Origin of the sequence: Sphingomonas mali NBRC 15500 (assembly GCF_001598415.1) — a bacterium.
In the GTDB taxonomy this organism is placed as follows: domain Bacteria; phylum Pseudomonadota; class Alphaproteobacteria; order Sphingomonadales; family Sphingomonadaceae; genus Sphingomonas; species Sphingomonas mali.
Genome location: NZ_BCYX01000027.1, coordinates 1 through 21,642 on the forward strand (window position 1 = coordinate 1; position 21,642 = coordinate 21,642).

The following is a 21,642-nucleotide window of genomic DNA, read 5'->3' on the forward strand; positions in this document are numbered from 1 at the left end:
TTATATCGGCGTGCCCGTCGAAGGGCCGTTCAAGCCCGATCATTATCGCTACTAAGGCAGCGTCGATGCAAAGCTCGCTTACGGCGCCGCCCGGCGCCGCCGATCCGGCCGAGACCGTGCGCGAGCGCGTCGTCGATCTCGCGCGCGAGGCTTCGTACGAAGTCTCCGCGCGCGACGACAAGGGAATCGACGCAGCGATAGCCCGGCTGGCGCCCGGCACGCGCGTATCGGTGACCTGGCTGCCGGCCGATGACGACGACAATCGCGTCACTGCCTCGCGAAAGCTGCGCAACGCCGGGCTCGAACCGGTGCCGCACATCGCCGCGCGGATGGTGACCGGCGAAGACCATCTCCAGCGGCTGCTCGGCCGGCTGTGCGACGACGCCGGCGTCACGCAATTGCTGGTCATCAGTGGCGACGTGAATCAGGCGAGCGGCCCGTTCGACGACAGCGCCGCGCTGATCGCCAGTCCTTCGTTCAGGCAAGCGGCGCTGCGGAGCATCTGGCTCGGCGGCTATCCCGAGGGGCATCCCAAGGTCGACGACGCGAAGCTCGATGCCACGCTCGATGCCAAGGTCGAAACGATCCGAAGCCTCGGGATGACCCCGGGCGTGATCACCCAATTCTGTTTCGACGCGGACCCGATCCTGCGCTGGATGATCGCTTTCCGCCGACGCAATGCCGACGTGCCAGTGCGCATCGGTCTCGCCGGCCCCGCCGGCATCCGCACATTGCTGCGCTTCGCCGCGATCTGCGGCGTGGGGGCATCGGCCAAGGCACTGATCACGCGCGGATCGTCGATCGCGAGGTTGCTCAGCGAAACCGCGCCCGATCCGATCATCCGCGACCTCGCCGAGACAGCGGCTTATCGCGAGCTTCAGCCGATGGGCTTTCATCTGTTTCCCTTCGGCGGTCTCGACCGAACCGCGCAGTGGATGGGATCAGTCGCCGCCGGCGAATTCCAGCTGCGTGGCTCGGCATCGGGTTTCCAGGTGACCGAATGACCGAGAATAGTTCCTACCTTCTCACCCTCTCGTGCCTCGATCGCCCCGGCATTGTCGCGGCGATCTCGAGCTACCTCGCCCAATGCGGCGGGAATATCCTCGAGGCGCAGCAGTTCGACGATGCCGAGACGGGGCGCTTCTTCATGCGCGTCGAATTCGCGCTTAGCGGCTCGACCGGTTACGAGCACGTCCACCGCGAGTTCGGCCCGCTCGCGCGCAAGTTCGAGATAGAGTGGCAAATGCGGCCGCGCGCCGAACACCGCCGGACGCTGATCCTGGTCTCGAAATTCGACCATTGTCTGGTCGACCTGCTCTATCGCCGACGTACGGGCGATATCGAGATGGATATCGTCGGAATCGTCTCGAACCATCCGCGCGAGGTATTGGCGACACCACTGATCGAGGATCTGCAATTCCACTATCTGCCGGTCGACGCGGCGACCAAGGCGGCGCAGGAAGCGCAGATCAAGGCTCTGATCGAGGAGACCGGCGCCGAGCTGATCGTGCTCGCCCGCTACATGCAGATATTGTCGAACGACATGGCCGCCTATCTGTCAGGCCGGTGTATCAATATACATCACAGCTTCCTGCCCGGTTTCAAGGGCGCCAAACCCTATCACCAGGCCTATGCTCGCGGCGTCAAGATGATCGGCGCAACCGCGCATTACGTCACCTCGGACCTCGATGAAGGCCCGATCATCGCTCAGGATGTCGAGCCGATTACCCATGCCGACCGCCCCGACGCGCTGGTGGCAAAGGGCCGCGACATCGAGCGACGCGTGCTGGCGCAGGCAGTCAAGCTCCACCTGGAGGACCGCGTGCTGCTCAATGGCGCCAAGACGGTAGTGTTTCGGAATTAAAGCGCGATGACGTGAGCGGGCGACTGCGCCGTTCGCTCCCCCTTGCCCGCCGTCCGAGGTCGGCGGCGCCGCTATTCCCCAGCCTGGATCTTGGCCCAATCCTCATTGGCACGGTGGATCAGATAGGCGTGGATCGCTTCGGCGTCGGACTTGGAAATCAAGTCGGCGAAGCTCGCCATTCCCTTTTCCCGGCGCTTGCCACCAAGCACGATGTCGAGGAAATCGTCATGCGTCGTCGGGCTCATCCGGCGAAGATCCTTGACCCCACCGCGCGCCTGCTCGCCGTGGCAAGCCGAGCATTGCTGAGCATAGACCAACTCGCCGCGGGCGATCGTCTCGGCGCTGGCATTGGTCTCGGCGGGTCGAACGAGCTCGGGGCCGCCGCCTTTGATCGCGGGCAGTTGCGCGGTGCCGCCAAGCTTGAACACCAGCAGCCGCGGCGAGGGCGACAGGGGGAAGCCGAGCGATTTGGCACTGGTCGAATGGGCAAGTCCCCCGCCCCAGCCGGCATTGACCGCGATATATTGGACGCCGCCCACCATGTAGCTGATCGGTGCCGCGATCGGAACCTGTTGAACCGGCATTTCCCAGACCTTCGCGCCGGTGTCGGCGCGATAGGCCGCGAACGTCCCGCCGACGGTGCCCTGGAAGACGAGGTTGCCGGCGGTGGCTAACAGGCCGCCGCTACCGCGCACCGGATAGGGCACGCGCCAGCGCTCCTTCTGCGCGACCGGATCCCAGGCAGTCAGCCACGTCTTGTTGTTGGCGGCAGCGTAGTCGTTGGCTGCCTTGCGGTTGAGCTCATAGCCGGTGGTGGCGATGCCAAGCTGGCTCATATTACCCGGCGTCGGCTTGAAATTCGGGTTGAGCGCATATGCCATGTACATCTCGGTAACCGGAAAATAGGCCAGCCCGGTGCGCGGGCTGAATGCCATCGGATTCCAGTTATGCCCGCCGCCCGCGCCGGGGGTGATGATCACCGGCGTCACGCCGTAACGCGCTTCGGGATTCACGTTTGGGCGGCCGGTGGCCATGTCGATACCGTTGGCCCAGCTCATCGCCACATAGGGCCGGCCGGAGATCAGCTTGCCGGTGGCGCGATCGAGCACGTAGAAAAAGCCGTTCTTGGGCGCCTGCATCAACACCTTGCGGAGCTTGCCGTCGATAGTGAGGTCGGCGAGGATCATCGACTGGGTGGCGGTGAAGTCCCATTCGTCGCCCGGCGTGGTCTGGTAGTGCCAGACATAGTCGCCGGTCTTGGCGTTGAGCGCGACGATCGATGACAGAAACAGATTATCGCCGCCGCCCGGGCTGCGATAGGCCTGCGCCCAGGGGCCGCCATTGCCGACACCGATATAGACCAGGTCCAGATTGGGATCGTAGACGATCGAATCCCAGACGGTGCCGCCGCCGCCGCGCTTCCACCATTCGCCCTTCCAGGTCTTGGCGGCCATTTCGAGCGCCGAGTTCGCCTGCGGTTTCGAGGGATCGCCGGGGACGGTGTAGAAGCGCCAGAGCAGCTTGCCGGTGTTGACGTCATATGCGGAGACATAGCCGCGCGCGGCGCCCTCGGCCCCGGCATTGCCGATCAGCACCTTGCCGTTGAACACGCGCGGCGCCCCGGTGATCGTGTAAGGCCAGACCGGATCGAAGGTGTTGACGCTCCACTTGGGCTTGCCGGTCTTGGAATCCAGCGCGATCAGCCGGCCGTCGAGCGTGGCGATGAGGATCTTGCCTTGCCAGGCCGCAAGACCGCGAGAAACGATGTCGCAACAGGCCAGCCGACCCTTGTCGCGATCGACCTTGGGATCGTAGCGCCACAGCTCTCTCCCGGTGGCCGCGTCATAAGCGACAGTGACGTTCCAGGGCTCGATATTGTAGAGGACGCCGCCAATCATCAGCGGCGATGCCTCGACCCCGCGATCGACCTGGAGATCCGCGTACCACGCTAGCCCGAGCGTGCCGACATTGGCATCGGTGATCTGCTTGAGCGGGCTGAAGCGCTGCTCGTCATAAGTGCGGCCGGGGCCCATCCACTCGCCGGGCGCCCTGTCGGCTTCGACCATGCGCTTTTGATCGACATTGGCAGCATTCTGGGCCTGGCTGATCTGCGTTGCGCCAAGTGCCAAGCCGGCCACGAGCGCGATCCGCAACCCTTTACTCGCCATGCCCTGCTCCTGATTATCCGGGCGCTCGATGCGGCCCTGTTTATAAGCCTGTATGATACCTAAGTCGCGACGACGGAAGAAGGGATTTCGCCGCTGACCAATCGGCGATGCAGGCGCAGCAGATCGCGGCGATTGGCGACCCCGAGCTTGCCATAGGCGCGACGGCGATAGGTAACGACGGTGCCATGCGAAAGGTGGGTGCGCACCGCGATCTCGTCCTGGGTTTCGCCGAGAATCATCGCGGCCGAAATCTCGGCCTCGCGGATGCTGAGACCACAATGCAATCCCATCAACGACTGGACCAATGCCGTCTCGTCGAACATCGACGCAGCGGCGTGCTGGTGGCGATCGACCGCGGCCATCAGCAGGGCGGCATAGGTTTCGAGCCGGAGAATGTCGTCGGTGGCGAAGGGCGCGCGGGCGGCGGTTAGATAGCCGTTGGCGACGAGGATCGACGCACCGGGCAAGACGATCGACAGCCGCTCGGCGACCCCGGCACGATCATAGCAGGCTGCGCGCCAGGCGGGATCGGCGATGTCGCTGGCGCGCTTGCGTACGACCACCGGCCCGGCCCGCGTGGAGCGGGCGAGCTGGGTGATCTGGTGGTCCGAACGCCAGTAGTTGCGGGCATAATCGAGCGACGCCCGCATCGGGAAATCAGTCGTCGGCGGCGTGCCCTCGGCGAACAGCAACTCGACGGGCTGACCGCGATCGCAGCGGAAGACCGAGCACAGCTCCACGCCCGCGAGCGCGCGCATGGCACCCAGGAACCTGCTGGGAAAAGTGGTGCTGCCGATCGCGCCGACCAGCTCGGCCAGCGCGCCGGCGATCGCCTGCTCGCTGGCCGCCGTCGCGGTCATCGCGCGAGCAGGCCCTTGCGCTGGCTCCAGTCGATCACCGCATGAATGCACTGGGCGAGCAGTTCGGGCTGGCCGAGATAATAATGCGTCGCGCCCTTGAGCTGGAGATATTCCTTGTCCGGCGTCGCCAGCGCCGCGAAGATCGCCGGATTATGCGTCGCGGGAACGGCTTCGTCGGCGGTATTCTCGATCAAGAGCACTGGCGATTTGTGGATTTTAGCGGCGTTGGCCGGGCCCTTGGCGTTGGATTCGTCGTAACTCCACTGACTGAGCCATGAGCGCAGCGTGGTGTAGCGCGCTAGGCCGACCGGCCCGACATTCACCGCGATCGGATCGCCCATATAGCTCCAACCGACACGGCGATCGGAGGGATCGACGGTAGGATCGAACCAGCGGACGTCGCACATCGTGCGGTGAACGACGAAGGCGCGCTCCTGCTCGGCGGTGCCCTTGGCCTTGAGCGTCTTGAGCACGTCCTGCGCCCAGGCGGTGATCTTGCGGTTGCGCGCCCGTTGCGCCTCGCGGAAGCGCGCGACGAACTCGGCGCTATAGGGCGGCTGATTGGGGCAATCCGGCGAATAGATATCGAGCTCAGGATCGCGGTTGTCGGGATCGAGCTCGTCGATCACCGAGGGATCGAGCCATTCGGTCAGTGTCTCCGCGCGCGACAGATGGGCGGCGATGAAGATTACCCCGTCCGCTGGTTGGAGCCCCGCATTGACCAGATCGACGGGGTCGCCGGCCGGGGTGTGGGTGATCGTCGGAGTCTCGGCCTGCGCCTGATAGAAGAGCGACAGCGAACCGCCGCCGGACCAGCCGAGCAGGACGACCTTCTCATATCCAAGGTCGCTGCGGGCATAGGCGATCCACTTGCCGAGATCGATGGCGACCTTTTCCTGGATCAGCGCCGCGTCGTTGCGCGGATAGCGGCTGGCGGCGCACAGCACGTCGAGACCGGCGTCGGCGAGCGCCACCGGCATCGGCAACAGATGCAGCACCGAGGTCGGGTGCATGAAGATATAGACCGTGTGCGCCGTCGAGGTCGGGCTGCGCATCAACTGGCCTTCAAGGTTCACATGACCCGAATTGCCGGCAAAGCCATAGGTCTCGTTGAACTTGGGATTGTCCGGAAACGACAGGATCAGCGGCTGACGCGTCCATTCGGTCTTCTCGCTCGTCATGTCAGGCCGTCCCCGCTTCGGGTTCGGTCAGCGACACCTTGGTGGCGTCGTAGCGGAACAGCCATTCGTAGCGCTCGACGACCTTATCGGCTGCCCATTGCTCGTCGATATAGGCTTGGCCGTTGCGCGGATCGGCGAGCGCCGGATTGTGGAAGCGCTCGGTATTGGCATAGGCGCCCATCACCGCGCGGGTGGTGCGCGGGATGCGGGCCTGCTGGTACCGGTCCAGCGCTTCGTCGATCGTGTCGAATTCCTCCAGGGCGCGAGCGAGGATGCAAGCGTCCTCGAGCGCCATCACCGCGCCTTGCGCCAGGAACGGCAGCGACGGGTGGCAGGCATCGCCGAGCAGGGCGACGCGGCCATTGACCCATTCCTGCATCGGCGGACGCGCGATCAACGCCCATTTGAACGGCTGCGGGATCGCCGAGATATAAGCGTGCACGTCCGCGTGCCAGCCGGGATAATCGTCATGATATTCCTGGTTGGTGCCCGCACTCGACCAGCTTTCGGTGGTCCAGTCCTGGCGCTCGATGACGCTGGTGAAGTTCATCAATTCGCCGCGGCGGATCGGATAATGGATGACGTGCCCACCCGGCCCGACCCAGTTGGTACCGACCGGCCGGGTCAGCCGCTCGGGCAGCAATTCGACGGGAATCACGCCGCGCCAGGCGACGATGCCGGTGAACTTTGCCGGCCCCGCGCCGAACAGCAGCTCGCGAGTCTTCGAATGGACGCCGTCGGCGCCGATGACCATGTCGAACGTCGCCGAAGGCTTGTTCTCGAACGACAACGTCACCTTGTTGGCGTTCTGCTCGACCCCGCAGACGCGATGGTCGAGTCGGATCGAACTCGGCGATGCCTTCTCGACAGCCTTGACGAGAATTTGGTGGAGATCGTTGCGGTGAACGGTGACGTAGGGAAAGCCGTAACGCACCGAAGATTCAACGCCGAGGTCGAACAGCTTCCAGGTATCGCCGGTGTTCCACAGACGGATTTCCTTGCCCTCGGGCTCGAAGGATATATCGAGCAACTCCTTCTCGAGCCCCAGCAGGGACAGCACGCGAACCCCATTGGGACTGATCTGCAGCCCTGCCCCGACTTCAGCCAGCACGCTGGCCTGTTCGAACACGGTAACGTCGAACCCCTTGCGCAACAGCGCCAGCCCGGCGGTCAGCCCGCCAATGCCCCCGCCGATGATTCCGATTCCCGGATTATTCTTCAAAATTACCCCTCCACCTCAGTGGCTTAATTATAACGAACGGCATTCGTCACGAACGCATTAGGCAAACGTTTAGAGCGCGATCGCCACAGACTTGACCTCCGTATAGGCGTCGATGCCCTCGCGGCCGTTCTCACGGCCCCAGCCTGATTGCTTGAAGCCGCCGAACGGCAATGCCGGGTCGAGCCCGCCGCCATTGACCCGGACGGTGCCGGCCTTGAGCTTGCGCGCCAGTTTGTGCGCGGCGGACAGATCATTGGTCCACACCACCGCGCCCAAGCCATAATCACTGGCATTGGCATCGGCGGCGATGCGGTCGAGATCCTGGTCGGCGAACGACATCGCGCACAACACCGGACCGAAAATCTCCTCTCGGCGCACTGCCATCTCGGCCCGGGTGCCGGTGAGGACCGCCGGCGCGACGAAATAGCCTTCGCTGTCGATCTCGCGGCCACCGGCATGCAAGGTGGCGCCGTCGGAGACGCCGCTCTCGACATAGCCGCGGACACGGTCGCGCTGGGTTTGCGAGATCAGCGGGCCCATGGTCGTATCGGCGTCGAGGCCCGAACCCAGCTTCATCGCGTCGGCCAGCTTGCCGACGCCCTCGACGACCTGGTCGAAAAGACGCTCATGGACGAACAGCCGCGAACCAGCGTTGCAGACCTGGCCGGCGTTGGTGAAGATCGCGCGCGCGGCGCCTTCGATGGCCTTGAGCGGATCGGCATCGGGCAGCACGATCACCGGGGTCTTGCCGCCGAGTTCGAGCGTGACGCGCTTGAAATTGCCGGCGGCGGCGCGAAGGATCAGCCGGCCGACTTCGGTCGAGCCGGTGAAGGAGACCTTGTCGACGCCGGGATGCGCGGTCAGCGCCGCGCCGACAGGCTCGCCGAAACCGGTCAACAGATTGAACACGCCGGCAGGGAAGCCGATTTCCTCGATCAGATGCGCGAGGCGCAACGCGGTCAGCGAGGTTTCCTCCGCAGGCTTGAGGATCACGGCGCAACCGGCAGCAAGCGCCGGGCCGATCTTGGCGCAGGCCATCGCGAGCGGCGCGTTCCAGGGGACGATCTGGGCGACGACGCCGACCGGTTCGCGCAGCGTGTAGGCGTGCCACGTGCCCATGCCCGACAATGCGACGGTCTCGCCGTTGAGCTTGGTTGCCCAACCGGCATTGTAGCGCAGCGATTCGATCGCGTGCGGGATGTGGAAGAATTTGGCGTCGCGCACCGGCATGCCGTTGTCGAGCGTCTCCAATGCGGCGAATTCGTCGATATTGGCCTCGATCGCATCGGCGAGGCGATTGATGAGGCGCGCGCGCCGCGACGGCTTCATCTCGCTCCATTCGGGATCGTCCATCGCCGCCCGCGCGGCGACCACCGCGCGATCGACGTCGGCTGCGCTCGCTTCGGCGATATCGGCATGCTTGGCGGCGGTCGCCGGATTGGAGCTTGCGAAGGTTTTGCCTTCGAGCGGATCGACCCACTGGCCGCCGATGAACAATTTGTGCGTCTTGGCGGCAAAGGCCTGCGCCTTGTCCAGCGAGGGCACTTGCGGTCGTTCCAGCGTTGCCGCGCTCGTCATTTCAGGGCCCCTCTTCAGCACAATTCACGCTCGGAAGGCGGTCCATACTCGTCCTCCGAGCTTCGCCTCCAGGATGCACCATAACCAACGACATTATATCTTGTCGAATGCTATTTGCCATGCCACAACGCAATCGACCGGGCCGCGGCAGGCTTTCGCGCCCTAAAATCATCATGCGTCAGGGGCGTTTGCGCTTCCGAAAGACGGAAAGACGGCATGCCTGAGAGAGAGCGCGAATTTGATTACATCATCGTCGGCGCAGGTTCGGCCGGCTGCGTGCTCGCCAATCGGCTGAGCGAAAGCGGCACGGAATCGGTGCTGCTGATCGAGGCCGGCGGCACGGACGACAATTGGCTGTTCAGGATGCCCTTGGGCTTCATGATGGCCGCCGCCAATCCGATGTATGACTGGGGCTATTCCAGCGAGCCGGACGCCAAGCTGGCGGGGCGATCAATGCCGCTGCCCCGCGGGCGCGTTCATGGCGGCTCCTCCTCGGTGAACGGCATGATCTACATGCGTGGTCATTCGGGCGACTATGACGGCTGGGCCCAGATGGGGGCTCGCGGCTGGAGTTATGCCGACGTCCTGCCCTATTTCCGCAAGATGGAGACGAGCTGGCGCGGCGCCGGGAAATATCATGGCGGCAGCGGGCCGCTCAGCGTGACGCCGGTCGATGGCAGCCGCCTGTTCCAGGAACCGATCCGGCAATCGGTTGTCGCTGCGGGTTATGCGGAAAGCGACGATCTGAGCGGGGCCGAGCAGGAAGGCTTTTCGGGATGCGAAGTGACGGTCGATCGCAAGGGTCGGCGCGCCAGCACTGCCCGCGCCTATCTCAAGCCTGCGCTGAAGCGGCCCAATCTGACGGTGCTTTCGGGCGCGCAGGCGACCCGGGTGCTGATCGAGGACAGACGCGCCGTCGGCGTCGAGGTCAGCCAGCACGGCAGGCTTTCGCTGGTGCACGCGCGCAAGGAAGTGGTGCTGAGCGGCGGGGCCTATAATTCGCCGCAATTGCTGATGCTTTCGGGGATCGGACCGGCAGCGCAGCTCGCCGCCCTGGGCATCCCGGTGCAGGTCGACGCGCCAGGAGTCGGCCGCGACCTGTCCGAGCATCCCTTGGTCTACATGACCTTCGCGGCGCGCGACGCCAGCTTTCTCAACGAGCTCCGCTTCGATCGTGCGGCTTGGTCGGTGCTGCGCTGGATCGCGACGGGGAAAGGCCCCTTCGCCAGCCAGATCACCAGCGGCGTGCAGATGCTGCGCACGAGGCCCGAGCTCGAGCGTCCCAATATCCAGTTGGTATTCCTGCCGGTGCGGCTCGACGCCAAGCTGTGGTATCCGTTCGGCAAGCGGCAAAGCCACGTCCTGTCGGTCATGGTCATGCAATTGCATCCCGAGAGCCGCGGCACGGTCGAACTGCGTTCATCCGATCCGCTCGCCAAGCCGCGTATCGATCTCAACCTGCTCTCCACCCCCACCGACTTTGCCGATATCCGCGGCGGCATCGCAGCGGTGCGCGAGATCTTCGCGGCATCGCCGCTGCGCGAAATGGTCGAGAAGGAGATCGCGCCGGGCAGCGACGCCGATCTCGACGACTTTATTCGTAACAACCTCAAGATCACCCAACATCCGACCGGCACTTGCCGGATGGGCGAAGATCCCGGCGCGGTCGTCGACAGCGACTTGCGGGTGAAGGGCATATCCGGGCTGCGGATCGTCGACGCATCGGTGATGCCGACGGTGCCGGGCGCCAACATCAATGCCGCGGTGATCATGGTCGCCGAACGCGCCTCGGATTTGATCCGCGGCTTGAGACCGCTCGCGCCGGAAAGTGGCAGCGGAATCGGGTGAGGTATTGAGCTAGCCGATAGCGCCTAGATCACTTCTCGTCTCGGCAGCCGTCGCCCTCACGCTTCTGGATGACGTTCAGGAGCAGCCGCGAGGCAGTGATCGATGCGGGCCAAGAGGCGTAGAAAGCGAGATGCAGCATCGCCTCGCCCAACTCCTCCTCGGTAACGCCGTTGTCGAGCGCCAATCCGAGATGCGCCTCGAGCTGCTGGTGGCGGTTGGCGGTCATCAGCGCGGCAACGGTGAGCAGCGAGCGGTCGCGCTTCGACAGCTCCTTGCGCTCCCATACCTCGTTGTAGAGAATCCGGTCGGTCATCTCGACGAGACCGGGAGCCACTGCTCCCAGTTCGTCGCCCTTCTTGGCGCTGGGCCGGATCATCCCGCCTACTTCCCTTCGCGGTTGTAATTGCCGAGACCCGGCTTGTAGCTCTTCTCATCGAGGAACTGGACCATGCCCTTTTCGCGGCCCTTTTCGCGATCGACGAACGTGGTTTGATCGACCTTGGCGGTAAGATATTCGGCGGCGAGCTCCCAATCCATCTCCCGGGCGTACTTATATGCCATGCGCGCCTGGCGGAGCGTCGTCGGGTTCTTGTCGAGCAGGACCCTGGCGAGCTCGCGGGTGCGCTCCTTGAGCTTGTCGGCGGGGACCGCTTCGTTGACAAGGCCGAGTTCCTTGGCGCGCTTGCCGTCGAAGTTTTCGCCCGTCATCACGTAGTAGAGCGCCTCGCGGTCGCCCATCAGCGTCGAGATCGCCTTGGAGACCACGCCGCCGGGGATGATGCCCCAGTTGATTTCGGAGAGGCCGAACACTGCCTTCTCGTCAGCGATCGCCAGGTCGCAACAGATCAGCGGCGTGAAGGCGCCGCCGAAGCACCAGCCATTGACCATCGCGATGGTCGGCTTGGCGTAATACATCAAAGTGCGCCACTGCCAGGCGCGGGTCTCGCGATAGGCGCGGTGGCGCTCGACATCGCTGACCGCGTCCGAGGCGCGGAAGAACCCTTGAAGATCCATGCCCGCCGAAAAGGCTTCGCCGCTGCCGGTGAGGACGATGACGCCGCAGCGATCGTCGATCTCGAGCGCGTCGAGCACCTGGTTCATCTCGCGCGCCAGTTCCATGCTCATGGCGTTGCGCTTTTCGGGTCGGTTGAGATGGACCCAGGCGATGCCGTCCTCGAACTGGACGAGGACGGTGTTGCCGCCGGGGATGGGCTTTTCTTCGGTGGTTGCCATGGTCGTTTCCATCTGTCTGATCCTGTAATTATGCGCCGGTGACGATCAGCGCGTCGAGCGCGACTGCGCCCTCGCCCTGGGCCAGCACCATCAGCGGGTTGATATCGATCTCTTCGATGGCGAGTCCGGCGCGCATCGCTGCGCCGACCTTGACCACCACATCGGCGACGGCGTGGACGTCGCGCGCGGGCTTGCCGCGGAATTCGCCGAGCATCTTGGCACCGCGCAGCCCCAGGATGCGCTCGACGGCGCGGGCATGCGAGATGTCGGCGGGGAGCAGCTCCGCGGCATCGAGCGCCTCGATCAGCACGCCGCCCAGCCCGACGAGCACCGACGGCCCCCATTCGGGATGATTCCGCGCGCCGACGACAAGCTCGAGCCCGGGCGCAGACATCTGTTCGACCAGAACGCCGTCGAGTGCCACCGCGCCGACATTGGCCATCAGCGTCGCCCAGCCGTCGCGCAGCGCGGCTTCGTCGCGCAGGTTGAGGATCACGCCGCCGGCGTCGCTCTTGTGCGACAGCACCACGGCCTGCGCCTTGAGCACGACCGGAAAGCCGATCCGGGCGGCGATGGCGAGGGCGTCATCGAGCGTGGTGGCGAGGTCGCCGGCAGGGACCTGGACGCCGATGCGGCGCAGAAAATCCTTGCCGACATATTCGGGTTTCACGCCGGGCGCGCCCCAGCCGGTCAGGCCGGTCGCGACCGGCGTGCGATCGCTGACGCTGTCCAGCGCGGCCGCATAGCGGGCAACCGCGGCAAAGGCGCGCATCGCGCGCTCGGGCGAGCGGAACAGCGGGGTTTCGCTCGCGCGCATCGCCGCGACGAACTCGGCATCAAGCGCCGATTCGTCACCGGTGATGACGACGGCCACGGGCTTGGTCGCGGTCAGTGCCACCGGGACGATCGAGTCGCCCTTCGAGCGCTGCTGCGACGGGCCGCCACCGGCCATGGGCAGGAGCACCGCGCCGACGGCAGGATCGGCAAGCATGGCCTGGGTCGCCTGGCCGAAGATCCCGCCATTGGTGAAGCCGGTGGTGCCGACGTCGAGCGGATTGTCGATCTCCATACCGGCTGGAAGCAGCGTCGAAAGTCGCGCCAGCGTCTCGGCCGAAAGATCGGCGATCGGCAGCGCGATATCCTCGGCGAAGTCGAACGCCATGCCGCGGATCGCGCCGGAGTTCGTCACGACGCCTAGCGCACCGACAGGAGGCGACGGGAAGCGATGGAGGATCGCCACGGTGTCGAACAATTCGTCCATCGTATCGACGACGACGACCGCTTCGTTCTCGACCGCAGTGCGCATCAGCGCATAATCCCCGACCATCGAGCCGGTGTGCGATTGCGCCGCTTCCTGGCCGCGCTTGCTGCGGCCAGGGTGCATCATGACCACCGGCACGCCGGCGTCGCGCGCCTTGCGGACCGCACGCAGGAACGCCCGCGGGTTCCGGATCTGCTCGACATAAAGGGCGATCGCGTTGGCGGTGCCCTCGGCAACGACCAGGTCGATCAGGTCGCTGGCATGGACCACGGCTTCGTTCCCGGTGGCGACCGACAGCGACACCGCAATGCCACGACCGAGCATGCCGGAGCGGATGCCCGACGCGGTCGCGCCGCTCTGCGCGACCACCGCGACGTTGCGGCGATCGCCGATCGGCTGAGGGTGCGCGGGTTCGAAGGTCAGCGCCGCGCCGCCGGCATAATTGACATAGCCCATGCAATTGGGGCCGAGCAGCGCCATGCCGGCCTTGTTGCAGATCGCGGCGATATCGTCCTGCTCGCGGCGGCCCTCGTCGCTCCCCTCGGCAAAGCCCGAGGCGAAGACGATGACGCCCCCGACGCCGCGCGCCGCAGCCGCCTCGACCGCCGGCAAGATCGCCGCGCGCGGCACATTGAGCACCAGCGCATCGACGCCTTCGGGCAACGCGTCGACCGACTTCACGCAGGGGCGGCCGTTAATCTCGTCGCGGGTCGGGCTAATCAGGTGGATCGGCCCGTCGAAGCCGAAGCGTTCGCAATTGGCAAGGACGACGCCGCCCATCGTCGCCGGATCGGGCGAGGCGCCGGCGATGGCGATCGAGCGCGGCTTGAGAAGGCGTGCGAGGGAGGAGGCGGGATCGGCAGCCGCCGGCGCGCTTCGTAACAGAGCTTGCGCTAGGTCCGCCAAGTCGAATTCCTCCCCAAGCCCCTCGCGGGCAGTGCTTTGCCGGCATGTTGTCGCGCCCCCTTCGCAGGTCCAATGCCAATTTTGGCCGGTTACGATAAGATCACGATATGAGTTCTCAACTTCGTCACTCTGATACCTAAGCGGTATCGGGCCGCCCGCGATTAGGAATTAGACGAACTGACTAGTCCGGCGCTATATGACAGCCAAGCTGCGATAACAGCAACCCTGGATGAGGAGCGCCGATGTACGGGCAGAACGATTTGCGGACGACGCTGATCACCGCGCCGAAGGGGCCCTCGCCCAAGAGCTTCAAGCGCGCCAGCTATGCGCGCTTCTACGCCCAGCCGCCGCGGCAAAGCACCCACCTGGCCAACACCTGGTATGCCCGCGGCGCAACCATGATCGTGGCCTATAGCGACGTCGAAGCGGGAGCGGTGTTCGAGCGGAATGGCCAGCCCGACGAATATGCCGTGGTGATCCCGGACGATGGCGTCGAGATCGAGATCAGCATCGCCGAGGGCAGCGCGATCGCCAGCGGCAAGACGGTCAGCTTCGTCCCGGCGGGCGCGAGCAAGATCACCGTGCTGAAAGGGGGGCGCATCCTCCGCCTGTTCACCGTGGAATCCGCCGACCTGGCAGCGCTCTGCTCGAACGCCGCCGATTATGCCGAGCCGGACCCCAATGTGCCGCCGTTCGTCGCGTGGCCCGATCCGGTCGGCGGCCGCAAGGTGCGCGTCTATTCCGGCAACGTCGCCCCCGAACAGGGCCGCTTTGGGCGAATCTATCGCGGCTCGACCATCATGGTCAATTTCGGCGACGGCCGCGTCGGCCCGCGAGCCCCCGACAACCTCTCGCCACACCATCATGACGATTTCGAGCAATATTCGGTCGCGCTCGATGGCGACTATATCCACCATCTGCGCTGGCCGTGGATCAGCGATTCGACGCAATGGATCGAGGACGAGCACGAGCGCTGCGCCGCACCCTCGGTCGCGGTGATCCCGCCCCCGGCAACCCACACCTCGCAGGGAATCGACGAAGGGCTCAACCGCCTGCTCGACGTCTTCTGCCCGCCTCGCCGCGACTTTTCGGACAAGCCCGGCTGGGTGCTGAACGCAGCCGATTATCCGATGCCCGAACCTAAGGAGATCGCAGCATGAGCGACCGGATCAGCGACCTCCTGAAAGGGGCGATCGACCTGCATTGTCACAGCGGGCCCTCGGTGATGCCGCGCAGCCTCAATCATGTCGAGGCGATCAAGGAAGGCGAGGCGGCCGGCCTGCGCGCGATCCTGTTCAAGGACCATTATTATTCGGTCACACCGGTCGCGGCATTGCTCGACGAGATCATGCCGGGCTCAGTGAAGTTGCTGACCGGGGTGCCGCTCAACAACACCACGGGCGGCCTCAATCCCTATGCCGTCGAGCATGGTTTCAAGCTCGGCGCGCGCCTGGTGTGGATGCCGACCTTCTCGGCGGCCAACCATATCCGCCATTCGCATCGCCGGCAGTTCCTGCCGACCAAGGACACGATGCTCGCCCCGACGATGCTCACGGTGGTCGACGAACGCGGCAAGCTCAAGGACGAGGTCAAGCAGATCCTCGACCAGATCGCCGCCTATGACGCGGTGCTATCCGCCGGGCATCTCCACATCAGCGAAATCTGGCCGTTGTTCGCCGAGGCCAAGGAGCGCGGCGTCACCCGCTTGCTGGTCAACCACCCGACCTTCCTGATCGGGTGCAGCGTCTCCGACATGGCCGAGCTTGCCAGGATGGGCGCCTATCTCGAGCATAGCTGCTGCATGTGGGCGGGTGTCCAGGGCAAGGGCTATAGCCATGACAGCCTCAAGATGTGTGTCGATGCCGGCGGCGTCGCCAACACGATCATCGGATCGGACCTCGGCCAGGTCGGCAATCCTTCGCCGGTCGAGGGATTGCGCTACGTCATCCAGATGCTGATCGACATCGGCTACACCGATGCCGAGATCCGCGCGATGATCGGCGACAATCCCGCCCGGCTGGTCGGCCTCGACGACGCCGAGCCGGCCGCAGAAGACGTGCTGGTGCAGGCGCTGTCCGCCTGACCTCTCCACAAGGAAGCCCCATGGACCACCAATTTCGTCTGCTCATCGATGGCGCCTTGGTCGCCGGAGCGAGCAGCTTCGACGTGATCAACCCGGCGCTCGACGCGCCGTTCGCGCAATGCCCCAAGGCCGATGCGGCGATGCTCGAAACCGCGATCGCCGCGGCCAAGCGCGCCTTCCCGGCCTGGGCGGCGACGCCGATGGCCGAACGCGGTGCCAAGGTGGAGGCACTGGCGGCGGCGCTCGACGCGCGCGTGCCCGAATTCGCCGCGCTGATGACCGCCGAGCAAGGGAAGCCGCTCGACCAGGCGACCAAGGAAATCCGCGGCTGCGTGTTCGTGCTGCGCGCCTTCGCGGCGATGCGGCTCGAGCCGAAAGTTCTGCGCGACGAAGGCGGCAATCGCGTCACCGAGCATCGCACCCCGTTGGGCGTGATCGCGGCGATCACCCCCTGGAACTACCCGTTGATCCTGCTCGCCAATAAGGTCGGACCGGCGCTGATGGCGGGCAACACCATGGTCTGCAAGCCGGCGCCGACGACGCCGCTCACGACGTTGCTGTTCGGCGAGCTGTGCCAGGCGATCCTGCCCGCGGGCGTGATCAACATGCTGTGCGATCAGAACGAGCTTGGCCCGGTGCTGACGACGCATCCCGATATTGCCAAGATCTCGTTCACCGGATCGACCGCGACCGGCAAGAAAGTGCTCGCCTCGTCGGCGGACAGCCTCAAGCGCGTGACGCTCGAGCTGGGCGGCAACGACGCCGCGATCGTGCTCGACGATGTCGACGCCAAATATGCCGCGGGCAAGGTTTTCGAAGGCGCGATGCGCAATGCCGGGCAGATCTGCGTAGCGGTCAAGCGCGCTTATGTGCCCGACACGATGTACGACGAATTCTGCGACGAGATGGCGCGGCTGGCCAGGGAAGTGGTCGTCGACGACGGCGCCAACCAAGGCGCGCAGATCGGGCCGGTCCAGAACAAGCTCCAGTTCGACAAGGTCTCGGCGCTGGTCGAAGACAGCAAATCGCGCGGCACCGTGATCGCCGGCGGCGAGCCGCTCGACCGGCCGGGCTATTTCATAGCGCCGACGATCGTCCGCGACATAGACGACGATGCGCCGCTGGTGCGCGAGGAGCAGTTCGGGCCGGTGCTGCCCGTGCTCAGCTATTCCGACGTCGACGAGTTGATCGATCGCGTCAACGGCACCGATTATGGGCTGGGCGGCACCGTCTGGGGCAAGGATCTGGTCCGCGCCAACCAGGTGGCGGCGCGCGTGACGTCGGGCACGGTGTGGATCAACCAGCTGATGGCGATCGATCCGCGCATTCCGTTTCGCGGGCTCAAGCAATCGGGGATGGGCACCGAAATGGGCCTCGAGGGGCTGGAGGAATATACCCAGCCGCACGTGATCAACGCCGTGGCGCTCGACGCGGCGTGACGCTGGCGGCATTGCGGCCCATCGTGGCCGAGCGGATCGACGGACGCGCAAGCGCTGCGCGGCTCGATGCCGAGACCGCGGCCAACGTCGCCGCGATCGTCGCGCGCGACGGGATCGCGCCCGGGCTGACAGTGGTGCTGGTGGGGGAGGATCCGGCGAGCCAGGTCTATGTCGGCCGCAAGATCGAGGCCTGCGCGCGCGTCGGCATCGCCTCGTCCGAGCACCGCCTGCCCGCCGATACGCCGCAGAATGAACTGCTGGCGTTGATCGCGCGGCTCAACGCCGATCCGCGCGTCCATGGCATCCTGGTCCAGGTACCCCTGCCCGCGCATATCGATGCCGGGATCGTGCTCGGCGCGATCGACCCGGGCAAGGATGTCGATGGCTTCCACCCGGTCAACGTCGGACGGCTGTCGACCGGTACTGGCGGGCTGGTGCCGTGCACCCCGCTCGGGGTGATGATGCTGCTCGACAGCGTGCTGCCCGATCTGACCGGGCTCGATGCGGTAGTGATCGGCAAGTCGAACATCGTCGGCAAGCCGATCGCGATGCTGCTGCTCGAACGCGAGGCAACGGTGACGGTTACGCATATCGAGACGCGCGGGCTCGCCGATATCGTCCGCAAGGCCGACATCGTCATCTCCGCTGCCGGGGCACCGCGATTGGTGCGCGGCTTCTGGATCAAGGAAGGCGCCGTGGTCATCGACGTGGGCATTACGCGTGTGCTTGAGGACGACGGGCGCACACGGCTGGTCGGCGACGTCGCGTTCGACGAAGTCCAGCATGCGCGGGCGGTGACGCCGGTGCCGGGTGGGGTGGGCCCGATGACGATCGCGTGTTTGCTGGCGAATACGGTGAAGGCCGCCAATCAGAAGAAGTAGAAGCGTAGCGCCGCGTCGGACATGAGGCGGCGGTCGCGGGCATCGGGGACGATGCGATAGAGGGTGGCGAGCGCCTCGCCATAGGTCATCCGGTCCTCGGCCCCGACGAACGGCGCGTCGCTGCCCCAAAACAGTCGATCGGGTCCGGCGACCTGCAGCAACCGCGCCGCATAGCCGCTGAGGCTTTCGGGCGGCAGGCGGAAGCCGGCGGAGATTTTCACGAACGTCCGGCCGCGGTCAATCGCGTCGATCATCGCCCTGAAGCCGGGACCCTCCATCTCGTTCTCGCTGCGCAGCAGCCCGAAATGGTCGACCACCACCTGGACACCGTGATCGGCCAACGCGGGCAGCATGTTGCCGAGCTGCTCGCCGCCGAGATTGAGCTCGAGATGCATCCCGGCATCGGCCAGACGAGTAATGAAACGGCGGAAACGATAGCCGGCTAGGTCGGGCAATTCCGCCTTGAGTGGAATCTGGAAACGCACCCCGCACACACCCTGCGCCTTGAGATCGGCAAGCTCGCGCGGCGCGGCGTCGGGATCGAGCATCACCGTCGCGCGCAGCCGTTTATGCTGCGCCAGCGCCGCCAGCGAATAGTCGTTATATTCTCCGAACAGACTGGCCGCGGTGATCACCCCGAAGGCGATGCCGTGCGCATCTAGTTCGGCGAGATAGGTTTCGACCGGATATTCATAGTCGGGCCGCGTCCAGGCAGTGTCGGTGAACGGCATTCGCTTGGTGAAGACGTGGGCGTGGGCGTCGATGACCGGTGGTTCGGGCGCTGCGTTCACAGGCGATCCGCGAACAATTTGGCGCCGTTGTCGTGCAGCACCTGCGCGCGCTCGGCTGCGCTCAGGAGGCTCGTCGCGGCGATCGCCTGCGCCACCATGTCGGGATAGGCATCCTTGGTGTTGCCATAATCCGACCCCCACATCACCCGGCTGGCGCCATAGGTATCGACGATCAGCCGCACGAATTGCGCCGCGTCGATCCCCGTTTCGCGGAAGCGGTTGAGGTTGATCTGCGTGAATTTGAAGACGATGTTGGGGACATCGACGAGTTCGAGATGTTCGGGCCCGATCGTGCCGGCGACACCGTTCTCGACGCCAGGCCAGCCGCAGTGATCGAGCGCGATCACCGTCTTGGGGAAACGCCTGGCGAGCGCGATGATCCGGTGCAGCGCCGCTCTGGTCGGCTTGCCCGGCGCGTACATGATCACCATCGTCAGCCCCAGCGACGCGGCGACGTCCCACGTCTCCAGCGCCGCCGGCGAGTCGAGCCAGGGATAACTGCCGTCGGCGTCGGGATAGCCGAACAGCCGCAGCCCGCAGACATTGTGCCGGGTTGCCAGCGCGCGCAATTGTTTCGGCGTCCCGGGGAAATCGGCGCGCAGGATCAGCACCGCGGAAACGCGGTGGTGGTTCACGTCGGCGACCCACAATGTGTAGCTGTTGTCGGTCTTGTAGATCGTATTGTATTGCACCGCCGCGCCCCCGGTGACCCCGCATTGGTCCCATAAAGCCAGCAGCCGCTCTGCCGTCGCTGGGTCGCGAGCGATGCGCGCGCGGACTTCCGCCTCGCCCTCGCGCGCGCCGGTCACGTCGATCGGGAAGCGCTCGGTATCGTCGGTGAAGAAATGCGCATGGGTGTCAAACAGCCGCGGGTTGGGCACCGAAATCTCCGAGTTTGCTGGCCGCGCGCGCGGCGAGGCGATTGGCGAGGTACATGGTCAGGGCGGGGATCACCGCGATGATCGAGAACACGATATAGGTGTCCATGCGCGTCAGCCCGGCGCTGAACAGGAAGCCGCCGATCATCGGGCCGATGATCGCGCCGATCCGCCCGAAGCCGACGACGAAGCCAAGCGCGGTGTTCTGGATCGCCGTCGGATACATTACGGCGGTAACCAGGAACAGGCCGGTATAGGCACCGACAACGAAGAACGTGGTCAGCCCGGCCATCGCGAGCAGCGGAATCGGGGCGGCCGGCATGATTCCGAAGATCACCAGCGTGACCGCCGCCAAGCTGAAGAAGAACGCGGTCAGGCGCCCCTCCCCGGCACGCCGACCGAGCAGGCCCATGGCGAGATGGCCGGCCGCACCGCAGGCGCCGGTGATGATGCCGCTTGCCGCCGCCAGACTGGGGCTGAGCCCCGCATTGGCGAGGACCGTCGGTTTCCAGTTGAGCAGGAAATAGCCGACCAGGGCATAAGTGAGTGAGGCGATCCAGATCAGGATCGTCGGGTTGCGCATCGGGCCGGCGAGCATCAGGCGCATCGCGTTGGCGCTGGTCTCAGCAGCGGCCGGCCGCGGCGGCATCGCCGTCAACTCGGGCAGCTTCATGCGGCGATGGAGGCGATTGAGCGCGACAACGTCCTTGGGTCCCTGACGGCGCAGCAGGAAATCGCGCGATTCGCCGAGGATGAATACCGCCAGTGTGAAGGTGACGGCGTTGAGCAACCCGGCGGCAAGGAAGATGTTGCGCCAGCCTCCGGTGCCCAAAACCGCGGCAGCAACGCCGCTTCCCAGCATCATTCCCAGCGTGAAACCGATATGCACCGTGGCCATCGCCATGTTGCGGAACTTGACGCTCGAATATTCGGCGGCGGTTGTATTGAGGCACACCACCAGCGTCCCCAAGCCGATCCCGGTGACGAAGCGCAATGCCAGCAAATGCCAGATATCGGTGGCGGCGCTGGTCAGCAGCAGCGACGCCGCAAGCGAGCCGAGCGCACCGAGCATGACCGGACGGCGCCCGACCTTGTCGGCGAAGGGCGCGACTAGGAACGCGCCGATCACCAGCCCGACCGCGACCGCACTGAACAAGGTGCCGAGCACTGCTGGATCGATATGCCATTGTTTGGAGAGAACCGGCGCCGCGACCGAAAGCGACACCACGTCAAAGCCATCGGCAATGTTAGCGGCGCAGCACAAAGCGACGACGAGATACTGATACCGAGTCATGCTGGGGGGCGCAGCCATTGCACCGCTCGGTTCCGTAGCCGCTGCCATCCCGCTCTCCCGTTTCCGACCGCTATCGGCCAGGACGACCGCGCGATTCTATGTCGCTTATACCGAATGTCGTTCGACAGTATCCGATTTTTCTCTTGTCGGCTAGA

18 protein-coding genes are annotated in these 21,642 nt (G+C 65.3%); 7 read left to right on the forward strand and 11 right to left on the reverse strand.

Annotated features, from left to right (window positions below):
* Positions 1-65: 65 nt before the first annotated feature.
* Together SMA01S_RS17075 and purU are read left to right on the forward strand one after the other, a co-directional pair.
* Positions 66-1,004, forward strand: a complete 939-nt coding sequence (locus tag SMA01S_RS17075; RefSeq protein ID WP_066825108.1) for a methylenetetrahydrofolate reductase — start codon at positions 66-68, stop codon at positions 1,002-1,004.
* Complete coding sequence (gene purU / locus SMA01S_RS17080) at positions 1,001-1,864, forward strand: formyltetrahydrofolate deformylase (protein ID WP_066825110.1); 864 nt, start codon at positions 1,001-1,003, stop codon at positions 1,862-1,864. The genes SMA01S_RS17075 and purU overlap by 4 nt, the downstream gene beginning before the upstream one ends.
* A 71-nt stretch (positions 1,865-1,935) precedes the next feature.
* On the opposite strand, the gene SMA01S_RS17085 is transcribed toward purU, so the two are convergent.
* The 5 genes from SMA01S_RS17085 to SMA01S_RS17105 form a co-directional block, all read right to left on the reverse strand.
* On the reverse strand, positions 1,936-4,032 hold the full coding sequence (locus SMA01S_RS17085) for a PQQ-dependent dehydrogenase, methanol/ethanol family (protein ID WP_066825112.1): 2,097 nt from the start codon (positions 4,030-4,032) through the stop codon (positions 1,936-1,938).
* A gap of 59 nt (positions 4,033-4,091) precedes the next feature.
* A complete protein-coding gene (locus SMA01S_RS17090; protein WP_066825114.1) occupies positions 4,092-4,892 on the reverse strand; it encodes a helix-turn-helix transcriptional regulator in 801 nt (266 codons plus the stop codon).
* The gene (locus SMA01S_RS17095) at positions 4,889-6,073 is read right to left on the reverse strand and encodes an alpha/beta hydrolase (protein ID WP_066825116.1); all 1,185 of its coding nucleotides are present in this window, start codon (positions 6,071-6,073) and stop codon (positions 4,889-4,891) included. Before SMA01S_RS17095 ends, SMA01S_RS17090 begins: the two co-directional genes overlap by 4 nt.
* Position 6,074: 1 nt before the next feature.
* Entirely contained in the window at positions 6,075-7,295 is a 1,221-nt protein-coding gene (locus tag SMA01S_RS17100; RefSeq protein ID WP_066825117.1) for an FAD-dependent monooxygenase, read from the reverse strand.
* A 69-nt stretch (positions 7,296-7,364) separates the two neighbouring features.
* Positions 7,365-8,873, reverse strand: a complete 1,509-nt coding sequence (locus SMA01S_RS17105) for an aldehyde dehydrogenase family protein (RefSeq protein WP_066825118.1) — start codon at positions 8,871-8,873, stop codon at positions 7,365-7,367.
* Positions 8,874-9,089: 216 nt separating this feature from the next.
* Between SMA01S_RS17105 and SMA01S_RS17110 the strand changes: the two genes are divergently transcribed.
* Positions 9,090-10,721, forward strand: a complete 1,632-nt coding sequence (locus SMA01S_RS17110; protein ID WP_066825120.1) for a GMC family oxidoreductase — start codon at positions 9,090-9,092, stop codon at positions 10,719-10,721.
* Between the two features lie 28 nt (positions 10,722-10,749).
* Here SMA01S_RS17110 and SMA01S_RS17115 read toward each other — a convergent pair whose 3' ends face one another.
* From SMA01S_RS17115 to SMA01S_RS17125, 3 genes are read right to left on the reverse strand one after another with little or no spacing between them, the layout of a single operon-like run.
* Positions 10,750-11,097 (reverse strand): carboxymuconolactone decarboxylase family protein, encoded by a 348-nt coding sequence (locus tag SMA01S_RS17115; protein ID WP_066825123.1) that lies wholly within the window; start codon positions 11,095-11,097, stop codon positions 10,750-10,752.
* Positions 11,098-11,102: 5 nt separating this feature from the next.
* Positions 11,103-11,954, reverse strand: coding sequence for a p-hydroxycinnamoyl CoA hydratase/lyase (locus SMA01S_RS17120; RefSeq protein ID WP_157094004.1), 852 nt, complete (start codon positions 11,952-11,954; stop codon positions 11,103-11,105).
* A gap of 28 nt (positions 11,955-11,982) precedes the next feature.
* Positions 11,983-14,121, reverse strand: coding sequence for an acetate--CoA ligase family protein (locus SMA01S_RS17125; RefSeq protein WP_218016921.1), 2,139 nt, complete (start codon positions 14,119-14,121; stop codon positions 11,983-11,985).
* Between the two features lie 242 nt (positions 14,122-14,363).
* Here SMA01S_RS17125 and SMA01S_RS17130 point away from each other — a divergent pair, with 242 nt between their 5' ends.
* Genes SMA01S_RS17130 through folD form a run of 4 tightly spaced genes read left to right on the forward strand, consistent with a single transcriptional unit; the run spans position 14,364 to position 18,524 of the window.
* Complete coding sequence (locus SMA01S_RS17130) at positions 14,364-15,281, forward strand: cupin domain-containing protein (RefSeq protein WP_066825127.1); 918 nt, start codon at positions 14,364-14,366, stop codon at positions 15,279-15,281.
* The gene (locus tag SMA01S_RS17135; protein WP_066825130.1) at positions 15,278-16,204 is read left to right on the forward strand and encodes a DUF6282 family protein; all 927 of its coding nucleotides are present in this window, start codon (positions 15,278-15,280) and stop codon (positions 16,202-16,204) included. The genes SMA01S_RS17130 and SMA01S_RS17135 overlap by 4 nt, the downstream gene beginning before the upstream one ends.
* A gap of 20 nt (positions 16,205-16,224) precedes the next feature.
* A complete protein-coding gene (locus tag SMA01S_RS17140; RefSeq protein WP_066825133.1) occupies positions 16,225-17,643 on the forward strand; it encodes an aldehyde dehydrogenase family protein in 1,419 nt (472 codons plus the stop codon).
* 23 nt (positions 17,644-17,666) lie between these two features.
* Positions 17,667-18,524, forward strand: a complete 858-nt coding sequence (gene folD, locus SMA01S_RS17145) for a bifunctional methylenetetrahydrofolate dehydrogenase/methenyltetrahydrofolate cyclohydrolase FolD (RefSeq protein ID WP_066825220.1) — start codon at positions 17,667-17,669, stop codon at positions 18,522-18,524.
* Here the strand turns inward: folD and SMA01S_RS17150 are convergent.
* Genes SMA01S_RS17150 through SMA01S_RS17160 form a run of 3 tightly spaced genes read right to left on the reverse strand, consistent with a single transcriptional unit; the run spans position 18,512 to position 21,487 of the window.
* Positions 18,512-19,315 (reverse strand): amidohydrolase family protein, encoded by an 804-nt coding sequence (locus SMA01S_RS17150; RefSeq protein ID WP_066825136.1) that lies wholly within the window; start codon positions 19,313-19,315, stop codon positions 18,512-18,514. The genes folD and SMA01S_RS17150 overlap by 13 nt on opposite strands.
* A complete protein-coding gene (locus SMA01S_RS17155) occupies positions 19,312-20,196 on the reverse strand; it encodes an amidohydrolase family protein (RefSeq protein WP_066825146.1) in 885 nt (294 codons plus the stop codon). The genes SMA01S_RS17150 and SMA01S_RS17155 overlap by 4 nt, the downstream gene beginning before the upstream one ends.
* Positions 20,174-21,487 carry an MFS transporter gene (locus tag SMA01S_RS17160; protein ID WP_169804258.1) on the reverse strand — a complete coding sequence of 438 codons (1,314 nt, stop codon included), beginning with the start codon at positions 21,485-21,487 and terminating at the stop codon, positions 20,174-20,176. Before SMA01S_RS17160 ends, SMA01S_RS17155 begins: the two co-directional genes overlap by 23 nt.
* Positions 21,488-21,642 lie beyond the last annotated feature (155 nt).